This is a genomic window from Haliea sp. E1-2-M8 (assembly GCF_030649675.1).
GTDB lineage: Bacteria > Pseudomonadota > Gammaproteobacteria > Pseudomonadales > Halieaceae > Haliea.
Map to the genome: position 1 here is coordinate 46,498 of NZ_JAUTDR010000008.1, position 20,999 is coordinate 67,496.

The window sequence follows — 20,999 nt, forward strand, 5'->3', positions numbered from 1 at the left end:
TCTACCTGTTACCGGCGGGAGCCGGTATCCGCTGTGGCCACGGCCATCAGCACGCCAAAACCGGCCATCAGGGTCACCACCGAGGTGCCGCCGGCACTCACCAGCGGCAGCGGCACCCCGACCACCGGCAGCAGGCCCGCAACCATACCCATGTTAACAAAGATGTAGACGAAAAACGTCAGCGTCAGGCTGCCTGCGACCATGCGCCCGAAATTGCTGCTGGCGTTCACCGCGATCCAGAAACCGCGCAGGATGATCAGCAGGTAGATTGCCAGCAAGACCAGCACCCCGCGCAAACCGAATTCTTCCGCCAGTACCGCGATGATGAAGTCGGTGTGGCTCTCCGGCAGGAAATCCAGCTGCGATTGCGTGCCGTTGAGCCAGCCCTTGCCGTCCCAGCCACCGGAGCCGATAGCGGTCTTGGACTGGATGATATTCCAGCCCGCCCCGAGCTTGTCGCTTTCCGGGTTGAGCAGGGTCAGGATACGCTGCTTCTGGTAGTCCTTCAGCCCGTACATCCACACCGGCCAGGCGGACATGACAGCCAGTACCACGGCGCCGGCGATGTAACGCCAGCCGATCCCCGCCATGAACAGCACGAACAGGCCGCTGGCGGCAATCAGCAGGGCCGTGCCCAGGTCCGGTTGCAACAGGATCAGGGCCGAGGGCAGGCTCACCAGCACCAGGCAGGCCAGTACATACTTGAACCGCGGTGGCAGGGACCGGGCGGCCAGGTACCAGGCCACCGTCAGCGGCATCACCAGCTTCAGGATCTCCGATGGCTGGAACCGGAACCCCGCCACCTCCAGCCAGCGCTGGGCGCCCTTGGCGCCCACCCCGACAAACATGACCGCGACCAGCAGGGCCACGGCCAGCGGATAGAGCCACGGCGTCCAGCGCTGGTAGCGCTGCAAATCGACCTGGGCGGCGGCAAACATCACCCCGTAGGCCAGCAGGAAGTACTGTCCCTGGCGGATAACGGTTCCCAACTGCTTGCCGGAAGCGCTGTAGAGCACCACCAGACCAAAACCGGTCAGGGCCAGCAACAGCAGCAGCAGCGGGATGTCCATGTGCAGCCGCAGGGCGAGTGGAGTGCGGCGTGCCAGGTCGGCGCTGCCCCCTGGCAGCTGCAGCCGGCGGACGTAATCACCCATCGCCAACCTCGTCATCCGCCACCAGCCAGGCGTCGAGCACGGCGCGGGCGATGGGGGACGCCGCCGAGGCGCCGCCCCCGTTTTCCACAATGACCGCCACCGCGATAGTCGGCGCCTCATACGGGGCGAAGGCGATGAACAGGCCATGATTGCGGTGACGCTCGGCGACCTCGGCTTCGACATACACGGCACCCTGGGCGATGCCGATCACCTGCGAGGTGCCGGTCTTGCTGGCCATTTCATAGCGCATCCCCTCACCGACCTTGCGTGCGGTGCCGCGAGCGCTGTGTACGACCGCGCGCATTGACTCGTGCACCGCGTCCCAGTGCGCGGGCGCGGCGTCCATATTGCCCAGCAGTGGCGCCTCCTGCGGCTCATCGCCGATCGCGCGGATCAGGCGCGGCGCCCGCTGTTGACCCCGGGTCGCCAGCACCGTCGCGGCTACTGCCAGCTGCATCGGCGTCGCCAGCATATAGCCCTGGCCGATGCCCGCGCTCAGGGTCTCGCCCGGGTACCAGGGCTGGTTCAGGGCTTTCCGCTTCCAGCGAGTGGAGGGCAGGACGCCGGGGCGCTCATTGGTGGTATCGAGACCGGTGCGGGTTCCGAGCCCGTAGGCCGAAAGGTGCTCGTGCATGCCATCGATAGTCAGGCGCCTGGCCAGGTCGTAGAAGTAGACATCGCAGGACTGCGCCACCGCCATGTGCAGGTCGACCCGTGGCGCGTGTCCGGTACCGCGAATTTTCAGGATCCAGTCCCGGTAGCGGCGCGAATCCCCGGGCAGGCGATACCAGCCCGGATCGGGCACGGTGCTCTCGGTGGTAACCAGCCCCGACTCCAGCCCGGCCATCGCCATCATCGGCTTGATAGTGGACCCCGGGGGATACTGGCCCTGCACCGCGCGGTTGAACAGGGGCACGTCCAGGGAGTCGCGCAGGGCGCTGTAATCAGTGCCGCTGATGCCGTTTACAAAGAGGTTGGTGTCGAAGCCGGGCTTGGACACCAGCGCCAGCACACCGCCCGTCAGGGGATCAATGGCCACCACCGCGCCACGCTGGTCACCCAGGGCCTCGAAGGCAGTCTGCTGCAGCTTGAAGTCCAGGTGCAGGCTGATATCGCCCCCGGGAACCGGGTCGAAACGCTCCAGTACCCGCAGCACACGCCCGTGGGCATTGGTTTCCACGTTCTGGTAGCCCACTTCACCGTGCAGCAGGTCTTCGTAGAACTTTTCCACGCCGACCTTGCCGACATGGAAAGTGCCGCGGTAGTTGCGCTCGTCCAGCTCCTGCGCCTCCCGTTCATTGATCCGCCCGACATAGCCCACCGCGTGCGAGAACAGCTCGCCGTGAGGGTAATGGCGCACCAGCTGCGCATCCACTGTGACACCTGGCATGCGGTGCCGGTTCACCGCCAGCAGCGCCCTTTCCTCTTCAGTCAGGCGTAAGCGCAGCGGCACCGCCTCATAGGGGCGTCGGCGCTGCAGTTTCAGCTGGAAATTCTCCAGGTCGGCGCCGGAGATCGGCACCAGGGACTGCAGCTCCGCCAGGGTGGCGTCGAGATCGTCGACCCGCTCGCGGACGATGGATAGGATGTGGCTGGAACGGTTGTCCGCCAGCAACACGCCGTTGCGGTCATATATCAGGCCACGCTTGGGCGGCAGGGGTTGCAGTTGCACCCGGTTGCGCTCGGACTGGGTGCGGTAGATCTCGTAGTCGTTGATCTGCAGGTCATAGTAGCGGGCCAGTATCGTGGCCAGCAGCACGAGCACCACCAGCACAGCGAACACCGCGCGGGCGCCGAAGATCCGGATATCACCGCTGGGATCCTTAAGGGGTATATGTTGTGGCATGTAGTCCTGTCGTGTGCGCGGTTACCGACCTGGAGCGCGCCTCAGGCCCGATGATACGGGTGCCCGGCAGTGATTGTCCAAGCGCGATAGAGCTGTTCCGCAAGTAATACCCGCACCAGTGGATGCGGCAGGGTCAGGGCACTGAGGGACCAGCGCTGCCGGGCCAGCGCCAGGCAGGAGCGGGAGAGCCCGTCCGGCCCGCCGATCAGCAGGCTGACATTGTCGCCGGACATCTGCCAGTCCGCGAGCCGCGCCGCCAGCTGCTCGGTGCTCCAGCTGTCGCCGCGGACCTCCAGGGCGACGACCCGGTCACCATTGGGCACCGCCTTGATGATCTGCTCGCCCTCCCGCTCCCGCAGCTGTTCCGGTTTGCTGTCCCGGCCGCGGTGGGCGAGCGGCAGTTCGCGCCACTGCAGGCGTATTTCCCGGGGCAGGCGTTTGCTGTATTCAGCCACGCCCTGGTCGACCCAGGCCGGCATCTTGCCGCCAACGGTGATAACCGTCAGCCGCATCAGGACTCAGGCCGAGTATCGACCCAGAGCCGCTCCAGATCGTAGAAGTCGCGGGTCGCCGGCAGCATGACGTGCGCCACCACATCGCCAAAGTCCACCAGCACCCATTCGCCGGGGTTCTCACCCTCGACACCCAGCGGGCGCACGCCTTCCTTCTTGGCGTCCATGCAGACATTGTCAGCCAGCGACTTGACGTGCCGGTTCGAGGTACCGCTGGCTATTACCAGGTAGTCCATGACATCAGTCAATTCGCGGACATCGAGGGTTACGATGTTGACCGCCTTCATATCTTCAAGGGCGGCTACAACAATTTCTTTCAGGGCTTCGGCTTGCATCCGGTCGGGTTCTCTCCAGGGGATCAGTTGTCGTCAGCAGTACCGCGGTACAGCTCATGGGTTTCAATATAGTCCAGTACGGGCTCCGGCAGCAGGTAACGCGCGGAACGCCCCGCGCGGCAGAGGGCCCGGATCTCGGTGGAGGAGATCGCCAGGGGCCGCAGCTCCAGCACCAACACCCCTCCCGCGGGCCGCGCTCGGAGGGCATCGGGATCCGCCATCCGGTGCTGTGCCAGCCATTCGGCCACCGTGCCCGCCCCGGGCAAATGCCAGCCCGGGCGCGCAATCACGATGATATGGGCGTAGTCCAACAACGCCTGCCAGCGGTGCCAGCGCTCCAGCCCGAGCAGGGCGTCGCAGCCCATGACCAGACCCAGGCTGCGCTCGGGACCGTACTCGTCGCGCAAACCTGCCAGACTGTCGACCGTCCAGGAGGGGCCGCTGCGCGCGAGTTCGCGGCGGTCGCAGACCAGCCGCGCCTCACCCGCCACCGCCCGTTCCACCATATCCGCCCGGGACTCAGCGGGACAGCCCGGCGCCTGCCTGTGCGGCGGGTTGGCACAGGGCATCAGGTGCAGGCGCTCGAGCCCCAACAGCTCCACCAGCTCCAGCGCCGAGCGCAGGTGGCCGTTGTGGATGGGGTTGAAGGTGCCGCCAAGGACCGCCACGGGGCTGGCGTTTGCCGCGGTCGCAGTCAACGGCGAACCTGCCCCTCGCCAAAGACAACATACTTGCGGGAAGTAAGTCCTTCAAGTCCTACCGGGCCGCGGGCGTGAAGCTTGTCCGTGGAGATGCCGATTTCCGCTCCGAGGCCGTACTCGAAACCGTCGGCGAAACGGGTGGACGCGTTGACCATGACCGAGCTGGAATCCACTTCCCGCAGGAACCGCATGGCATTGCCGTGGTCCCGGGTCACGATACTGTCGGTGTGCTGCGAGCCATAGTGGTTGATGTGCCCTATGGCAGCGTCCAGGTCAGCGACCACCCGCAGGGCGAGCACCGGCGCCAGGTATTCTTCGTGCCAGTCCTGTTCCGTGGCCGCGGTAATCGCCGGCAGCAGCTCCCGGCTGCGCTCACAGCCGCGCAGTTCAACCCCTTTGCCCGCAAACGCCGCTGCCAGCTGCGGCAGCAAACCATCCGCCTCCGCGGCCGCCACCAACAGGGTTTCCATGGTGTTGCAGGTGCCGTAGCGCTGGGTCTTGGCGTTGACCGCAATCTCCAGCGCCATGGCGTGGTCGGCACCGGCATCGATATAGACGTGGCAGACGCCGTCCAGGTGCTTGATCACCGGCACCCGGGCGTCCCGGCTGATGCGCTCGATCAGGCCCTTGCCCCCGCGGGGGACAATGACGTCGACAAACTCGGGCATGGTGATCAGGGCCCCGACCGCGGCGCGGTCAGCGGTAGCGACCACCTGCACCGCAGCGGCGGGCAGGCCGGCGGATTCAAGGCCCCGGGTGATACAGGCGGCGATGGCCGCATTGGAGGCCAGGGCCTCGGAACCGCCGCGCAAAATGGTGGCATTGCCCGACTTCAGACACAGGCTGGCCGCTTCCACCGTCACATTGGGACGGGACTCATAGATGATACCGATGACACCCAGGGGCACCCGCATCCTGCCGACGCGGATGCCGCTGGGCATGGTGTTGACGTCGCTGATACTGCCTACCGGATCCGCCAGCTCCGCAACCTGGCGCAGGCCCGTCAACATGGCGTCGATGGTCGCCGGCGTCAGTTCCAGCCGGTCCAGCAGGGCGGCCTCGAGGCCGCGCTCCCGACCGCGGGCGAGGTCTTCGGCATTGGCGGCGGCCAGCTCCGCACGAGACTCATCGAGCGCGGCGCAGGTCGCCAGCAGGGCGGCATTGCGCTGGGCCGTGGACGCCGCCGCAACCTGCCGGGAGGCGGCGCGGGCGGCGCGGCCCAGATCCTGCATGTACTGCTCAACACTCATTCCCGCTTACCGGACCCAAGACAAAGCGCGATTATACCTGAAGGCCGCCGGACGTGTGCTACTCTCACCCAAAACCCCGGAGCCGCCATGCCTGACACCCCCGAACTCGAATGCTTCTACGACTGTTCCAGCCCCTGGACCTACTTGGCGTTCAGCCGCCTGCAGTCCTTGAGCGCCCGGCAAGGCGTGCCCGTACAATGGCGCCCTATTCTGGTCGGCGGGGTTTTCAATGCGGTCAACCAGGATCTGTACGCCGCCCGGGAAGGGATGTTCAACAATCCGCGGCGCCTGCGGCACTATCAGAAGGATCTCGCGGACTGGGCTGAATTCTGTGGCCTGCGCATCAGCCACCCGGACGTATTTCCGGTCAACTCCGCCCGGGCCATGCGCGGCGCGCTGTTTGCCGGGGACCAGGGCCTGCTGGTGCCCTGGTCGGAGGCGGTGTTTGCGGCCTACTGGGGCGATAACCGGGATATTTCCCAGGCAAAGGAGCTGGCGGCAATCGCGACATCGGTGGGGCTGGACCCCGAGGCCCTGCTGGCAGCGACCACGGACCAGGCCTACAAGGACCGCCTGCGGGCCAATACCGACGAGCTGGTGGCGCGGGGTGGCTACGGCTCCCCCACCCTGTTTATCAACGGCGACGACATGTACTTCGGCAATGACCGTTTGCCGCTGGTGGAGTACCGGCTGCAGCAGCTACTGGCACCGGCAGTCCGACAGGAATAATCGGGCCACCATTTGTTGACAACAATTCTCATTAGCATTAAGGTGACTGGCAGTATCAAGCGCAGGTGACCAAACCATGTATGTATGTGTCTGCAAGGGAATTACCGACCATCAGATTCGAGCTGCAGCGCACGAAGGCGTGAGTTCTGTCGATGAGCTGCGCGACTGCCTGGGCGTCGCCAGCCGCTGCGGCAAGTGCAGCGCTCTGGCGGCGGACGTGCTGCACGAGTCATTGCTGGAACGCCCACCAGAGCAAGTCCTGTTTTACGCAGCCGGCTAACGCCGTCCGGCGATCTGCGCAGTGACGGTGGTTGACCGGGTTGCGGGATCACTGCAAGCTCGCCACATCGGTCCCACTGTTTCCGCGGAGGTTTAACGTGAAAGGCGATCCCCAGGTAATCGAACACCTCAACAAAATTCTCGGCAATGAACTCGTTGCCATCAACCAGTACTTTCTGCATTCCCGCATGTACCGCGACTGGGGCCTGCAGGAGCTGGCGGACCACGAGTACAACGAATCCATCGACGAGATGAAGCACGCCGACAGGCTGGTGCAGCGCATCCTGTTCCTGGAGGGTCTGCCCAATCTGCAGGACCTCGGGAAACTCCTTATCGGGGAGAACACGGCGGAAGTTCTGCGCTGCGACCTGAAACTGGAGCACCTCGGTCACAAGGACCTCAAGGAGGCCATTGCCCACTGTGAGGCCGTGAGTGACTACGCTTCCAGGGACCTGTTGGCGGACATTCTGGCGGGCGAGGAAGAGCACATTGACTGGCTGGAAACGCAGCTGGGCCTGATCGAAAGGATCGGCCTCGAAAACTACCTGCAGACCGCTATGCACACGGTCAAACCCGACTGACAGGCAGCCCTGCCGGGCCCGCTACCCTCAGAGCGGGGCTGCCTTCAGCGGGGCTGCCTTCAGCGGGGCTGCCTTCAGCTGGTGCTCTGTGCGGCTCCGGCTTCCTTTACCAGGGTCTGCAACTCGCCACTCTCGAACATCTCGCTAACGATATCGCAGCCGCCAATCAGCTCGCCATTGACCCACAGCTGGGGAAAGGTCGGCCAGTTGGCATACTTCGGCAAGTTGGCGCGGATATCCGGGTTGGAGAGTATGTCGACATAGGCAAAGCGCTCACCGCAGGCCATCAGCGCCTGTACGGTCTGCGCGGAAAAGCCACACTGGGGCTGATTTGGCGAGCCCTTCATATACAGCAGAATGCTGTTGCTTGCGATCTGTTCTTTGATGGTGTCGATGATATCCATGCAATTTTCGGCCTCTGTCTTGGTTGGTCGTTGGACCAGAAGTGTGTTGCGAAGTTTAACTGATTCGGCGACAAATTGCTGTTGCTGCCAGCCGCGGCACGTCCCGCTAATTCGGCTCGAAACGCCTCAGGTGGCTCGCATACGGTCGCCAGCGCTCGATGGCATTGGTGTGTATCGCCTGCCGCACCTGGGCGTGACTGGCGGTAAACACCGGACGCTCAAGAGCCTCCGGCTTCAGCGTGGCGGGGTCGAAGGGGATTTCGCAGGCAGCGAGCAATTCGGGAATCCGCGCTTCAGGTGCCCGCACCAGGTCCTCGTAGCTGATCTCGGTAAAGAGTGGCGGTAGCACCACCCGCCAGTGCGCCAGCAATCGGTCGTGGCGCCGGAACACACCCACCATAGCGTCCAGGTCGTGATACCAGGCCTCGTGGGCGGCGAAGTTCGCGGTGTAAAGGGACCAGGCCAGGGCCCGGGGGTCGCGCCGGCAGTGAACCATGGGGGCATCCGGGAAGAGTAGCCGCAAAAAGCCCGCGATTCGCGAGTTGGCCGGCAGTTTGTCCACGACCCAGCGGGCGTCAAGTCCGCGCTCGAACAGTCCGTCCAGATACCGTTCCCGGGCACGCTCCAGCTCCTCGCGCAGCCGCGAATCCGCAGGCAAGGGCAGCGGATCCCCCGGTCCGAGGCCCAGTCGCTGGCGGCAGGCATGCTCCACCTCTGGCCCCAGGGTCAGCTCGCCGCCAGCGGCCACCAGTGGGTGGGAGGCGAGAATCTGCTCCACCAGTGTGGTCCCCGAGCGCGGCAGACCGATCACGAATACCGGCGTCAGGTCGATACCGGAAGGCGGCAGCGAAGCCTCGAACACAGTGGGTTGCCAGTTGGCCAGATCGGCTTCCAGCTGGCGTTCGGCAGTATCCGCATCGTACCGGATACCGTGCTCGGCCAGCGTCGTCCGGGCCAGGTCGTTGGCGGCCCGGTAATGGGCCAAGGCAGCGTCCGCGTCGCCAGACTGCTCGAGCAGTCGCGCCCTGGCGAAGCGAATGTTGATGCGGTCCGCCGCGGGCAGCTCTTCGTGTCCGGTGAGTTCGGCAATATGACGACTCTCGGCTTCGTTGACGCGGCCACCGTCCAGGTCCACCAGGTTGTAAAGCGCCTCGCCCGAGTTCGGTTGCACGGCCAGCGCCCGGCGATAGCGCTGCGCCGCGGCCTCCACATCACCCCGCGCCTTGCTCGCATGGCCGGCCACCAGATGGGTGAAGGGCCGATCGGCAAACCGGTCATCCAGCAGGGCTTGCAACGCCGAAAGAGCCGCCAGGTCCTGCTCTGCCAGCAGGGTCCGGGCCAGGCGCTCGTGGATGGCTGGATCCTTCGGCTGCCGTGCCGCTTCCTGCTGCAGTGCGCGCCGGCCTGGCACGACGCTCACGAGGCGTCTGCGACCTCGCCCAGGACTACCGCCCGAAGGCGGTTCGCATCCACCGTTTCCTCGGTGATGCGACAGCGCTCGAGAAGAAACCGGACCACCCTTTCTTCCAGCAGCGGTGACTGCAGCTCGGCCATCGCGGTCGGGTGGTCCAGATAGTAGTCGATGATCTCGTCCTCGTGCTCGGGGTCCCGGCCGGCGACTCGCTCCACCAGCTGCTCGACCTCTGCCCGCGGCACCTCGATGCTGTTGCGACAGGCTATTTCGGACAAGAGCAGGGCCAGCCGGATACGGCGCTCGGCAATGGCCGCAAGCTCCTGGTCAGTCGCCGGATCCGGTTCCTCGCCTACCGCATCGCGGTAGCCGGCGACGACCCGGGTGTGCTCGGAGTCGACCATCTCCTCCGGCACCGGAAATCCGTACTGCTCAAGCAGTGCGTCGAACAGTTGGCGCCGAACATATTCGTCGGCAAGAGCGGCGCATTGCTCATCGCCATCGGTGGCCCGGAGCCGATGGATGGGGATTTCTGCCATGTCTCCCAGCTCAATCTCGGGGGTGACATCGACCGTCAACACGAACGCCCCCGGGGCTTCAGTGTCGATTCGTATCGATGGGCGGGAGCGGGGAGAGAGGCCCCGCTCTGCTATCAGGCCACGGGTGACACTGATGGCCAGCGAGTCGACGACGCCCTCGCGCAGCCGTTTGCCGTGATGGGTACGCAAAGCCGACAGTGGGGCACGGCCGGGCCGGAAACCCGGTACGGTCAGTTTGCGTCCGCCCCGGCGCAGCCGCTCGTCGACGGCCTCGCGGACGCGCTCCGGGTCGAGTTCAATCCTGTATTCGTGGCGCAGTCCGTCCACCTGTTCGGCGATAATTCGGGCGGGCTCCATGGTGGTTTCCAGCTGGTTGGTGGTTTCGCCGCGCAGTATAGCAGTGGCCGTACGCGCGGCGAATCGTCTCTGGCGTCGCCCAGCGCCGGGACGACTCGCCCAATTTGGCTCTGACACCCCAATAGGGTAGAATCCACTTATTCGCGCACGGAGCAGCTCGCTACGAAACCTGGTTATCGTAGTTGCAACTATTGTTTCTGCGGCCACAAGGCCGGTGCGAAACCCGGCAAGAATTTCAGCTTACACGCCGCCTTCCAGGCGCCGAGACAACAACCGGCGTCTGTCTAGTATTTTGTGTCTATTTATTTCGCAACAAAGGGTTCTCAGGCCATGTCCAGCAAATCGAGTTTACGTAACCGCTATTTTCAGTCGCTACTCACCTCCACCGCGCTCATTTCCGCCAGCACTGTCAGCACCGGGGTGTCTGCCCAGGAGCCGGTTCAACAGGCCAACCAGAGCGGTGCCCTTGAAGAGATCGTTGTCCGCGGCGTTGCTCGCAAGTTTCGCCCGGAAGAGCAGAACTCCGCAACCGGCCTGAACATGGCGCTGATTGACACGCCGCAGTCGGTCACGGTCATTACTCCGGAAATGATGAACACCATCAATGCCAAATCCGCCTACGAGGCCACCGATATGGTCCCCGGCGTGCAGCGCTCCGGTTTCGGCTTCGGTTTCGAGCAGATCGTGATGCGAGGAATTTTCAACAGCACTCATCGCGTGAACAACATCCTCCTCGGCAACGACCTGACCTCAATTGACTCCTACGCTGCCGAGCGTCTGGAGATCGTTCGCGGCCCGGCGACCGTCCTCTATGGCGTCACCGGCTCGTTCGGCGGTGAGATCAACTCGATCCTGAAAAAACCGCTGCGCACCCCAAGAGCGGAGGTCGGTGCAGAATTCGGCAGTTATGACACGCAGAATTACTCCATTGATCTCGGTGGCCCCCTCAATGACGCAGGCACCGTCTCGGGGCGCCTGGTTGCCAAATACGGCGAATATGACCTGCCGCTCGACATCGACGGCGAAGATTTCCCCAACTACCAGTTCATGGTGATGGGTGCAGTGGCCTGGGATATCGCACCGATGACAACCCTGCGGGTGAGCTATTTGCACCAGGAACGCAACATGGATCCATGGGATGGTGGAGCTCTCGTCGAAAACCCCGACGGCACGCTGGCCATGCCCAATGCGGATCCCGAACAGTGGTACTTCTCCCATCCGGACCAGTCCAAGGAAACGCTGGACATGGAATTCGGCATTGTTGAGCTCGAACACCAGCTCGCCAGCGGCTGGAACTCCACCACCCAGCTGGCCTGGAACAAATACGATGAGGACCTCTCCTACTTCTATCCATTCGGCCCGTTTGGTGCGTACTCGCTGGGCGATGATGAAATCTACATCTACACCTACGATGTTGAGCGCGACGGCGAGGAACTCACGCTGCGCCAGTCACTGGGTGGCGATTTCGACCTGTTCGACAAGAACCATGAGTTCTTTCTCGCGGCAGAATATAGCGACAATCAGGATCCGGACCGTTTCCAGCTGCTGAACTCGGCCTTCCAGGGCTTTGGCACCATTGACATGTACGGCGCCGGCTACGACGGTCAGCCGCGCTTTGCCGACGGCTCCGAATTCAATCCGATCTCGGGTAATCGCGAGGCAATACTCGGTGTGCGGCAGGAGTTGCTCGACGAAACGGAAGACCTGTTGCTGAGTGCGCAGGTGCTGCTCAACCCGACCGAACGACTGCAGCTGATGTTCGGTGTGCTCTATCAGAAGAACAACAGCACCACAACCATTCCGATTAACTCCGGTGTTGTGAACAATCCGCCGGAAGTGACCAAAGTCGGCTTCGAAGAAGAGGTGTACCGCTTTGGCGCCACCTACGACATCGTCGACGATCTGGGCTTTGTTGACGATGCGCGGGTCTACTACAGCTACAGCGAGGGCTTTGAGCCGCAGATCTTCAATGATGCCGACGGCAATTCGGTGAGTGCGCCGCAGAAGATGGAGCAACACGAAATCGGCTTAAAAACCGAGATGTTCGACGGCGCGGTGGCGACCTCGCTGGCTCTGTACGACTATGAGATCACCAACATAGAAGTCTCCAGCGCGTTCCTCGGGTCCTTTGGCGGTTTCGGCAGTACCGTCCTGGAAGGTCTCCAGGAGGCTACCGGGGTTGAGGCCGAAATCATCGGCGAGATCCTGCCGGGCTGGAACGTCTCCGCAAACTACGCCTGGTCCGACATCGACATCGTCGACCCCAACAGTGGCTCGGCACCGCCACGGACCACCCCGGAGCATTCCGGCGCCATCATCACTACCTACGAGTTCCTCGAGGGCTCCATGGCGGGACTGCGCGTTGGCGCCACGCTCAAGATCAGCGGTGACTACAGCTTCATCGACGGTCCGACCAACGTCGGCCGCTTCGGTGCACTGGAAGACGGCGCTCACGAGCGCCTTGATCTGCATGCATCCTATGCACCGCGTTCGGGCCAGTTGGAGAATTTCGAGTTCTACGCGAATTTCAACAACGTGTTTGACGAGGACATCATGGTGGCCAAGCAGGGCAACCCGGGCTACGGCATCATGTTCATCGATCAGCAGCGCATGACCGTGGGCATGCGCTACATCCTCGAATGATGGGCCCTGTGCGCAGCATGACGCGAGCCGCACGGGGCAGTTTCTGCCTGCTCCTCGCGCTGTCGTTCGCCGTTCCGGCGGGCGCCAGCTACGGGATCTACGTGGGGCGCGAGCTCACGGCCGATGGCAGTGTGCTGCTGGGCGGCACCGGCGAGGAGGTCTCCAGTCACTGGCTGGAGATCGTTCCCGCCGGAACTCACCCCGAGGATGCCACGATCTCCGTTGGCGTCGACGAGCGCGCCAACTACCCGGGCGAGTTCATCGAGATTCCGCAGGCCCCCCGGACCGCGAAATACATCACGATGAACTACACCGACTACGAGGGTTTTCCTCCGCCGCTGACCAACGGCGGACTCAACGAGCACGGTGTCGCCGCGCGTGATATATGGGCTCCCTCACGACCTGAGCTCGCCGCAATGACCCCCGAGCCTCAGCGCGGCCCCAACTATTCGGATCTCTCCCGCATCGCCGTAGAGCGTGCCAGCAGCGCCCGCGAAGCGGTGGCAATCATCGGTGCGCTCATGGATGAGTACGGCTATTCCACCTACGGTGGCAATTCGCATCTGTTTGCGGACGCGAAGGAGGGCTGGGTGGTACTCAACTTCGCCGGTGGTCAGGGCCTGTGGATCGCGCAGCGTCTGGGCCCTGATGAAGTACGCATGTCCTACCCCGGCTACATTCACGAGGTACCACTGGACTACCGCGAACGCGACGACTGGATGGGCTCGGAAAACTTCACCTCCTTCGCCGTGGAGCAGGGCTGGTGGGATCCCGAATCCGGTGAGCCCTTTGACGCCAATGCGGTTTACGGCAATGGTGAAGGTCGCTCCGAAGGTGTACGCATCATCGAGGCACGACTGCGCGAGCAGGCGAAGGATGGCGGTGTCACACTGCGGCAGATGATGGACGCGGTGCGCGATCCGCTGATTTCGTCCGACGCTGCAGGCTACGGACAGGTAGCCCACATCCGTCAGCGGGATCCGCATCCGGAGCTGAAGATGCTCTGGGTGGCGCCTACCGGCTCGGTGACGGCACCCTTTGTTCCCTACTGGATTGCCGGGTCCGAGGTGCTGCCGGAGTTCGGCAAGCACCGCTACCTGACCAAGGGCCAGGCCTCGACCTTCGTCCGTCCGGACTTCGCGATTCAGGAGGCATCCCGCTTCGCAGGGCGACTGTTCAAGCGTTTGATGTACTACACCTGCGATGCCCCGGCGCGATTCCTGCCCGAGGTGACCGAGGCGCTGACGGCGTTCGAGAACCAGAGCATGGAACAGGCGAATGCCATTGAGGCGCGCTCGCTGGCGCTGTTCAAGGCGGGTGAGCCCGAGCTGGCGCGAGGCGTGATCGACGACTATTCATCAGCCCGGGCCCGGGCGGCGCTGGAACTGGGTGGCGCTCTGCTGGGCAGCATCGAGGCCCGGCACCGGCTGCTGGAGGGTCTGCAGGCCCCCGTGGACACGCGCGAAATTGGCACCCGCCACGGCCCCTATGTGAACTGCCGCATCGACTGATGGGTCAACCCGCCCGGGGCCGCTCAGGCAGCGTCCCCGGGCGGCAGTATCGGCGCCAGGATCTTTCGCAGCGGCGCCAGCTCTTCCTCGTAATTGCGCCAGCGCTGGACCGAACCGCGATAGATCGGCTGTCGGACCTGCCAGCGACTGGGCGTGCGCACCCCGCGCTCGGTGCGATGGAAATCCAGGCAGGCGGCTTCCCATTCCAGACCGCAGTGCTGCAACAGCCTCTGTACCTGACCCTCCGTGTCTTCCACCATGGCTTCATAGGGTAGATTCAGGATCTCGATCGGCAGCACCTCCTGCCAGTGCTGCATCAGCCGGTGATAATCCAGATAGTACCGCCCCAGAGTGTCGAGTCGATTGGCGAAATGGATCTGGTCGGCGAAGCTGGTGAAGTAGCAGGACAGGCAGTTGTCCAGTGGATGGCGCTGGCAGTGCACCACCTTGGCGCCGGGAAACAGCAGTGCGATCACGCCCAGGTGCATGAAGTTGAACGGCAGCTTGTCGGTAATGCGGTCGGCGCTGGTGGAGACCTTGTCCAACTGCTCCAGATAGCGCCGGCCCATGCGCCGCAGGGCCACGCGCCCGGTGGTCAGCAAGCCCTCCGGGTACGGCTCGCCGGAGCGCGACAGCTCACCGATCTGATAGCTCACTTTCAGCAGCATCGACATCTCGCCCCCGGCAGCGACCCGGGAATGGCTCGCCAGGATCTGTTCGGTCAGCGTGGTCCCGGAGCGGGGCATGCCGACCACGAAGATCGGACGCTCCGATGTGAGGCCGGAATCGACAGCCCCGGCGTAGAATGACCGGTCCAGCGTGCTAATCAGTCGATCAATGGCGCGACTGTAACCGTCGCTATCGAAGGGGTCGCGTGCGGCCTGGACGTCGTAGCCCCGCTGCAAATGCTGGAAGGCCTTGTGGTACTCGCCGGCACGGTCCGCATGATAACCCAGGGCAATGTTCAGCCGGATGCGGCCGTCCTCCGGCGTTGCCGGATTCCCGGCCAGTCGCTGTGCCGTTGCCACCCACTCCGGGGCGACCTCACCCTCGCGCATCTGCAGCAGCCGGGACAGCGCCAACGGGCTCTCCGGCTCCCGGCGCAGGATGGCGAGGTACTGCATCCGCGCCTGTCGGAAGCGGCCAGCAGACTCGCAAGCGTCCCCCAGGCCGAGGCGAATGCGCGGGTCGTCCGGATCTAGCTTCAGCGCCTCCTGGAACGTATCGATCGCCGCTGCCACGTCACCGCTCTTGATCTGCACATCGGCGAGCACTCGTAGCGGCCCCGGCTGTCCCGGCCGCAGCGTCACCAGCTTTTCCAGCAGCGGCCGGGCCTGGTCAAAGCGGCTCAATTGTCGCAGGGCCTGGGCCAGGTTGTTGAGGGCGTCGGGGTGCTCCGGGGCCAGCTTCAGCGCTCTGGAGAAGGGCTCGAGAGCCTCCTGGGGCGCATCTGCCTTGACCCGGACACTGCCCAGGTCGCTCCAGGCGTTGGCGTTGCGCGGCTCGATCGCAACCGACCGGGACAGCAGGCTGTCGGCCTCCTTCAGCCGGCCCTGTTGCAGCTCGGCCAGGCCCATGTAGTGCAGCGCCTGCCAGTGCTCCGGCTCCGCGGCGAGAATACCCCCGTAGATCCGGGCCGCCGCCGCGACGTCGCCCCGGCGCTGGAGTTCGACGCCCTTGCGGACGCGGGCGTCCAGAGTCACAGGCTTGTTCATCAGTCCCTGCCCCGGTCTGCTGGCACCCGATCGGGATCGGCGCCGACCAGGCAGCTGACCGCCTGACCGCCATCGTTGATGTTGCCTGCCGCTGGTGCCGACGGAATGCCATGGCGCAGCCGCACTTCGGTGCCGATGCCGGCCACCAGGTCACGGCCGATCGCCAGAGCCTCGGCGGCGCGTGCGTGGCTTTCCCGAGTGAGCATTGCCCGGGCGGTGTCGGGCTCGCCGGCGGCATAAGCGAGGGCGGTTGCGCGCTCGACAGGTGGCAGGCCGGCGCGGATAGTGTCCTCGAAGGCCGTCAGGGTGGTCTGAACACGGTCGAGCTGTTCTTCAGGGAAGGCACAGGTGAAGTACATCAGGCGCTTGAACACCCGGCCGGCGAATTCCGTGGCCTCACGCAGCTGGAAGTCGGGGTTGATGAAGTCTGGCCCCGAGCCCTCGGTGAGATAGCGGTGCTGGCCGTACTCGGCTGGCACATCCCGGGTGCCGATCCACCAGGGCAGAAATGGTGCCGTCACCGAGCCGGTAGGGGCGATCCAGAGCAGCGCGAGGTCCGGGTGCGGCAGATCACTGCGCAGGTGGGCCACCTGGCCGTAGCCGGCGTGATCGTCGGCGATTCGCGGATCCCGAACCAGGCCCATCATCTCTTTCACGGTCACCGGCGCCAGCGCGCGCAGCTCCTCCTCCAGCATCTGCGGCGAGACATACTTGGTACCCGGGTGGCGCATGATTCCGCCAAGGCCATAGACCTCGTCGACATTGAAGGGCTGATCGGAATCCGGCGCATACCAGCCCTGCTCGACGGCGAAAGAGATCAGGTTGGGCGACCCCATCCAGTCGTCGTGGTCGCGATAGTCCCCCGGGACGTCACCGATATAGCCAGGATAACTGACCCGGACGTCGTCCGGCCCCAGCCGCTCCGCGACCCAGAGCCCCTCTCCGCCGGCGAATTCCAGAACCACCCAGCCTTCGTTCTGGTCGGCGATCAGGTGCGAGTTGCCCCCGTAGGTGGTGTAGCCGTGCTGGTCGATCAGTGCGCCGATAATCGCCACCGCTTCGCGAGCGTTTGTTGCTCGCTCCAGGGCAATGCGGGCCAGGTCGCTATAGTTGGGCCCGGTCTGGCCAGGCGGCGTCATTGCCACCAGTTCCGGCCGGGACGGCGACCAGATATCGCGAATGGCGACCTGGTGTTCGTTGAGGCCACCGTTGGTGAGGGGCGCGGGGAAACCGGCGTAGCTGGTGTAGTTCATGGTTATGTAGCGGAAGGTCTCGCGAACCTGCGGAATCTCGATCAGACGTGCCGGCAGCGAGGCAAACTCTGTCGCGCCGACGGTGATCGTCGCGCCGCGGGCGTGGCTTTGCCGGGGGACGATCTCCAGCCAGTGACTGGACGGCTCCTCGCCCGTGCCGCCCAGCAGCACGCTACCGTCGGCCGTCAGGTTCTTGCCAACGTAATAACCATAACTGGCGCTCGCATCCGCAATGTTGATAGCCGCAAGCAGGATGAGCAGGTGGGGAATAAGTCGAATCAAGGTGCTGGCTCCGGTTGATCAGGGGTTTCAGCACACCGATTCTACCCTATCCGCCGGGTGCGGGTCAGCGCGGTCTCCGGGTCCGGACCTCGCGGTCTCACCCACCGGGTCAGCGAAAAGCGGACAACTCACGTGCTACAGAAACCGCAGAATTCCATTTGCTCCTGTCACCGCGCCGACCGGTTCCTTGACAATATCGCCTGCCGCAGCTTTATTCATTACAACTTCTACATCGTAATCAACACCAGCTGTAAAATCATCGACGGCGTGGGCCCGCGGTTAGGCCTGCTCCTCCAGGGACGGGCGCCGTGCAGTCGCTCTATAAAACTTCCGGTTTGCAAAAAACCGATCATCCTTGGAGAGAACAGCATGAATACAAAAAAACTGACCCTGATGGCCATGATGTTGCCCTTGGCCCTGGCACAGATGGCGAGCAGCGCGTCCAGTGACAAGCCCCCCAAGCAGAGCAACGCGTCAGGCATGCCTGCCCACCTCGCCGGACTGCGCCTGGCCGAGCCGGTGGTGCAAGCCGAAAATCGCAAAATCCACCCCAGCCTGATGCACGCAGATGGCCCGGTGGAGGTCATTATCCGCCTCAGTGAACCCTCGGTGGCGGAGTCCGGGGTGCCCCGCTTCGCGCGCGCCGAGCATAAGCAACGTGTCACACAGCAACAAAATGACTTCCGCAGTACCCTCGCCGCAGCCGGTGCCCAGGAACTGGGAGCCGTCGACACCGTACTCAATGCGATGTTTGCGCGGGTAGATCCGGCAGCCCTGGCCCAGCTGGCGAACAACCCCGCGGTGGTCGCCATTCGCCCGGTGGGCAATTATGAGGTCCACCTGGATGAAACCGTGGATTATATCGGTGCAGCCGCAGTGCAAACGGGCGGCACCACTGGCAGCGGCGTGAAGGTTGCGGTGCTGGATAGCGGTATTGACTACACCCACGTGGCACTGGGCGGGTCTGGCGATCCCGCGGAATACGAGGCCAATGATCCCGACGTCGTCGAAACCGGCACCTTTCCCACCGCCAGAGTCGTGGGTGGGTACGATTTCGTCGGCAGCCAGTGGCCGGGCGGGCCCCTGGCGGACGATGCGGACCCCCTGGATGACGGCCCCGCATCGGGCCACGGCACCCATGTTGCCGACATCATTGGCGGCAGCGGTGGGGTGGCGCCTGACGTCGACCTCTATGCGGTCAAGGTCTGCTCATCAGTTTCCTCCTCCTGCTCCGGTATCGCCCTGATAGAGGGTCTGGACTGGGCGGTAGAGGCGGAAGTAGACATTATCAACATGTCCCTGGGCAGCCCTTACGGCCAGGCCTTTGATGATGACCTGTCGACGGCGGTTGACGGCGCCACGGCAATGGGAGTGCTCACGGTCGCCTCAGCCGGCAACTCCTCGAATAAGCCCTACATTCTCGGCTCGCCTTCAGCAGCCCCCAGTGCCCTAAGCGTGGCCCAGACCCAGGTGCCCTCCGCCAGTCTGCAGCAGATCACCGCGCCCGGCGGCATAGCAATCCCAGCGGTCTTCCAGCCATGGTCGCCAGAACTGAAAGACCCCGTTACCGGGCTGATGCAGTACGGCGCCACAGATGGCAGCAACCTCAACGGCTGCGCACCTTTCGCCGAAGACCTCAGCGAGTATGTCGTGCTGGTGGATCGCGGTGCTTGCGCCTTCACTCTGAAGGCGGCCAATGTAAGCGCAGCGGGTGGTAAAGCAGCCATTATCGGCCTGGTCGCTCCCGGCGAACCCTTCGAGGGTGGCTCCAGCGGTGATACGGTCACGGTGCCCAGCTTCATGATCAGCCAGGCGGATTCGAATACGCTCAAGGGCATCAATGGCACCGAAGTCAGCATAGATCCTGCCAATAGTATCCCTCTGGTCGGCCAGATGGTCGGCTCTTCCTCCCGCGGCCCCAGCGTCCAGTTCAACGCGCTGGCAAAACCGGAAATAGGCGCGCCCGGTGGCTCCGTATCCGCCATTGCCGGATCGGGTACCGACACCGGCCCCTTCGGTGGCACTTCCGGCGCGGCCCCCATGGTCAGCGGCGCCGCGGCCCTGCTGCTCAGTGACAATCTCGAGCTGTCCCCGGCAGAGACTCGCGCGCTGCTGGTGAATACCGGCGAAACCGATATCCGCACCAATGCGTTCTCGGGGCTGGCCCCCATCGCCCGGATAGGTGGCGGTGAGGTCAGGGCCGACAAGGCCGCAGCTACGCCCGTGGCCGCCTGGGATGTGGACACTGAGTCTCCGGTACTGTCCTTTGGCTTCGTCGACGCCGCCGCAGACACGACCTTCTCCAAAACCGTGACTGTCAGGAACTACAGTGACCAGGACCGCACCTATACCATCACGCCGCAATTCCGCTATGACGAGGACGACACCGGCGCCGTCGTTATCACGACGGATCCGAGTTCTGTCACCGTGGGTGCAGAGAACGATGCCTCCTTTACCGTTACCGCGACGGTTGCGCCGGCAAAGCTGAAGACCTGGTACGGCAACTCGGGTGCGCTGGGTGCGGACCCCGCGTGGATCACGGACCTCGAATACGACGGCTATATCCAGTTGCAGGGCACCGACGAGGGCGACGCTATCCACCTGCCCTGGCATATTCTTCCGCGCAAGGCATCCGACGTGTCGGTCGCTGCTGGCCGTGGCAACAAGATCGAGCTGACCAACACCGGTGCCGGTACCGCCCGCGTCGAGGCCTACCACCTGATCGCGACCTCGCCCCAGTTAGCCGACGACCCCTTGACTGGTGGGCGTGGACAGAATAGCCCGATCACCGACTTCCGGGCTATCGGCTATCGCACCGAGCAGGTCCCGGCCAATGTCTGCGGTGCGACGGCGTCCTACGTGATCAGCTTCGCCATCACCTCCTGGGAACCCCAGACCCATGCCAACGTACCCAATCTCTGGGATCTGTACCTGGACTACGATGGGGATGGCATTCCGGACGCCAACATCTATAACTTTGAAGCCGCCGGCAACCTCAGCGATGGCCGCAACCTGACCTTCGCCGCGGGACCTGGCAGCCCCTATTCTGCATTCTTCTTCACCGACCACGAGACCAATAGCCGCAACACGGTCCTCAACGTCTGTGCCGAGCAGATCGGGTTGAAGGCGGGCGCGACCCACGATGCCATCCGCGTCGCCGTCGGCGAGGCCTATGACCTCTACTTCCAGGGCGAGGTCACCGACTCTTTTGCGTCATTCTCGGTGGGCAAGCCGGGCAATGACAACTCACCACTCACCTTCCAGGGCAACAACTCGGGCTACCAGGCGATTCCAGCTGGTGCTACCGTAAGCGCCACCCGGGGTGCGAACCGCCCCACGCTGTTGCTGATCCGCGGCGGCTCAGCCGGTGCTGAGGCCATCATCCTCGACTGATCTCCCCGCAGGCCTGCCTGCACTGCTGTAGCGCTCCGGACTCATGTCCGGGGCGCTGCCTCTCGGCAGCACTCCTCAATTGCCAAATGCGGGCATTCCCGCTA

The 20,999-nt window shown here is 64.1% G+C and carries 17 protein-coding genes; 6 read left to right on the top strand and 11 right to left on the bottom strand.

The genetic code is table 11. From position 1 onward, the window contains the following. Nucleotides 1–8: 8 nt before the first annotated feature. The 6 genes from rodA to Q6D67_RS08370 are packed head-to-tail and all read right to left on the bottom strand — an operon-like array spanning nucleotide 9 to nucleotide 5,798. Nucleotides 9–1,154 carry a rod shape-determining protein RodA gene (rodA, locus tag Q6D67_RS08345; RefSeq protein WP_304705141.1) on the bottom strand — a complete coding sequence of 382 codons (1,146 nt, stop codon included), beginning with the start codon at nucleotides 1,152–1,154 and terminating at the stop codon, nucleotides 9–11. Then, nucleotides 1,147–3,000: a penicillin-binding protein 2 gene (gene mrdA, locus Q6D67_RS08350; protein ID WP_304705142.1), complete on the bottom strand. Its 1,854-nt coding sequence runs from the start codon at nucleotides 2,998–3,000 to the stop codon at nucleotides 1,147–1,149. The genes rodA and mrdA overlap by 8 nt, the downstream gene beginning before the upstream one ends. A gap of 41 nt (nucleotides 3,001–3,041) precedes the next feature. After that, nucleotides 3,042–3,512, bottom strand: coding sequence for a 23S rRNA (pseudouridine(1915)-N(3))-methyltransferase RlmH (rlmH, locus tag Q6D67_RS08355; protein WP_304705143.1), 471 nt, complete (start codon nucleotides 3,510–3,512; stop codon nucleotides 3,042–3,044). Then, nucleotides 3,512–3,847 (bottom strand): ribosome silencing factor, encoded by a 336-nt coding sequence (rsfS, locus tag Q6D67_RS08360; RefSeq protein WP_304705144.1) that lies wholly within the window; start codon nucleotides 3,845–3,847, stop codon nucleotides 3,512–3,514. Before rsfS ends, rlmH begins: the two co-directional genes overlap by 1 nt. Before the next feature lie 23 nt (nucleotides 3,848–3,870). Then, nucleotides 3,871–4,545 carry a nicotinate-nucleotide adenylyltransferase gene (gene nadD / locus Q6D67_RS08365; protein WP_304705145.1) on the bottom strand — a complete coding sequence of 225 codons (675 nt, stop codon included), beginning with the start codon at nucleotides 4,543–4,545 and terminating at the stop codon, nucleotides 3,871–3,873. Then, entirely contained in the window at nucleotides 4,542–5,798 is a 1,257-nt protein-coding gene (locus tag Q6D67_RS08370) for a glutamate-5-semialdehyde dehydrogenase (protein WP_304705146.1), read from the bottom strand. The genes nadD and Q6D67_RS08370 overlap by 4 nt, the downstream gene beginning before the upstream one ends. An 87-nt stretch (nucleotides 5,799–5,885) precedes the next feature. On the opposite strand from Q6D67_RS08370, the gene Q6D67_RS08375 reads away from it, so the two are divergent. From Q6D67_RS08375 to bfr, 3 genes are all read left to right on the top strand, one after another. After that, entirely contained in the window at nucleotides 5,886–6,527 is a 642-nt protein-coding gene (locus Q6D67_RS08375; RefSeq protein WP_304705147.1) for a 2-hydroxychromene-2-carboxylate isomerase, read from the top strand. Between the two features lie 76 nt (nucleotides 6,528–6,603). Continuing rightward, a complete protein-coding gene (locus Q6D67_RS08380) occupies nucleotides 6,604–6,807 on the top strand; it encodes a bacterioferritin-associated ferredoxin (protein WP_304705148.1) in 204 nt (67 codons plus the stop codon). Nucleotides 6,808–6,904: 97 nt separating this feature from the next. After that, nucleotides 6,905–7,387, top strand: a complete 483-nt coding sequence (gene bfr, locus Q6D67_RS08385) for a bacterioferritin (RefSeq protein WP_304705149.1) — start codon at nucleotides 6,905–6,907, stop codon at nucleotides 7,385–7,387. A gap of 74 nt (nucleotides 7,388–7,461) precedes the next feature. Here the strand turns inward: bfr and grxD are convergent, their stop codons facing one another. The 3 genes from grxD to Q6D67_RS08400 form a co-directional block, all read right to left on the bottom strand. Further along, nucleotides 7,462–7,791, bottom strand: coding sequence for a Grx4 family monothiol glutaredoxin (grxD, locus tag Q6D67_RS08390; protein ID WP_304705150.1), 330 nt, complete (start codon nucleotides 7,789–7,791; stop codon nucleotides 7,462–7,464). Between the two features lie 106 nt (nucleotides 7,792–7,897). Beyond that, the gene (locus Q6D67_RS08395; protein ID WP_304705151.1) at nucleotides 7,898–9,211 is read right to left on the bottom strand and encodes a tetratricopeptide repeat-containing sulfotransferase family protein; all 1,314 of its coding nucleotides are present in this window, start codon (nucleotides 9,209–9,211) and stop codon (nucleotides 7,898–7,900) included. Further along, nucleotides 9,208–10,098, bottom strand: a complete 891-nt coding sequence (locus Q6D67_RS08400) for a trigger factor (protein ID WP_304705152.1) — start codon at nucleotides 10,096–10,098, stop codon at nucleotides 9,208–9,210. The genes Q6D67_RS08395 and Q6D67_RS08400 overlap by 4 nt, the downstream gene beginning before the upstream one ends. A 330-nt stretch (nucleotides 10,099–10,428) precedes the next feature. Between Q6D67_RS08400 and Q6D67_RS08405 the strand changes: the two genes are divergently transcribed. Then, on the top strand, nucleotides 10,429–12,741 hold the full coding sequence (locus Q6D67_RS08405; protein WP_304705153.1) for a TonB-dependent siderophore receptor: 2,313 nt from the start codon (nucleotides 10,429–10,431) through the stop codon (nucleotides 12,739–12,741). A 17-nt stretch (nucleotides 12,742–12,758) separates the two neighbouring features. Continuing rightward, nucleotides 12,759–14,252, top strand: a complete 1,494-nt coding sequence (locus Q6D67_RS08410; RefSeq protein ID WP_304705154.1) for a C69 family dipeptidase — start codon at nucleotides 12,759–12,761, stop codon at nucleotides 14,250–14,252. 23 nt (nucleotides 14,253–14,275) lie between these two features. On the opposite strand, the gene Q6D67_RS08415 is transcribed toward Q6D67_RS08410, so the two are convergent. Together Q6D67_RS08415 and Q6D67_RS08420 are read right to left on the bottom strand one after the other, a co-directional pair. Beyond that, nucleotides 14,276–15,967 (bottom strand): tetratricopeptide repeat-containing sulfotransferase family protein, encoded by a 1,692-nt coding sequence (locus Q6D67_RS08415; protein ID WP_304705155.1) that lies wholly within the window; start codon nucleotides 15,965–15,967, stop codon nucleotides 14,276–14,278. Then, entirely contained in the window at nucleotides 15,967–17,502 is a 1,536-nt protein-coding gene (locus Q6D67_RS08420; RefSeq protein WP_304705156.1) for a C69 family dipeptidase, read from the bottom strand. The genes Q6D67_RS08415 and Q6D67_RS08420 overlap by 1 nt, the downstream gene beginning before the upstream one ends. 369 nt (nucleotides 17,503–17,871) lie before the next feature. Between Q6D67_RS08420 and Q6D67_RS08425 the strand changes: the two genes are divergently transcribed. Continuing rightward, on the top strand, nucleotides 17,872–20,895 hold the full coding sequence (locus Q6D67_RS08425; protein WP_304705157.1) for a S8 family serine peptidase: 3,024 nt from the start codon (nucleotides 17,872–17,874) through the stop codon (nucleotides 20,893–20,895). The last annotated feature ends 104 nt before the right edge of the window (nucleotides 20,896–20,999 follow it).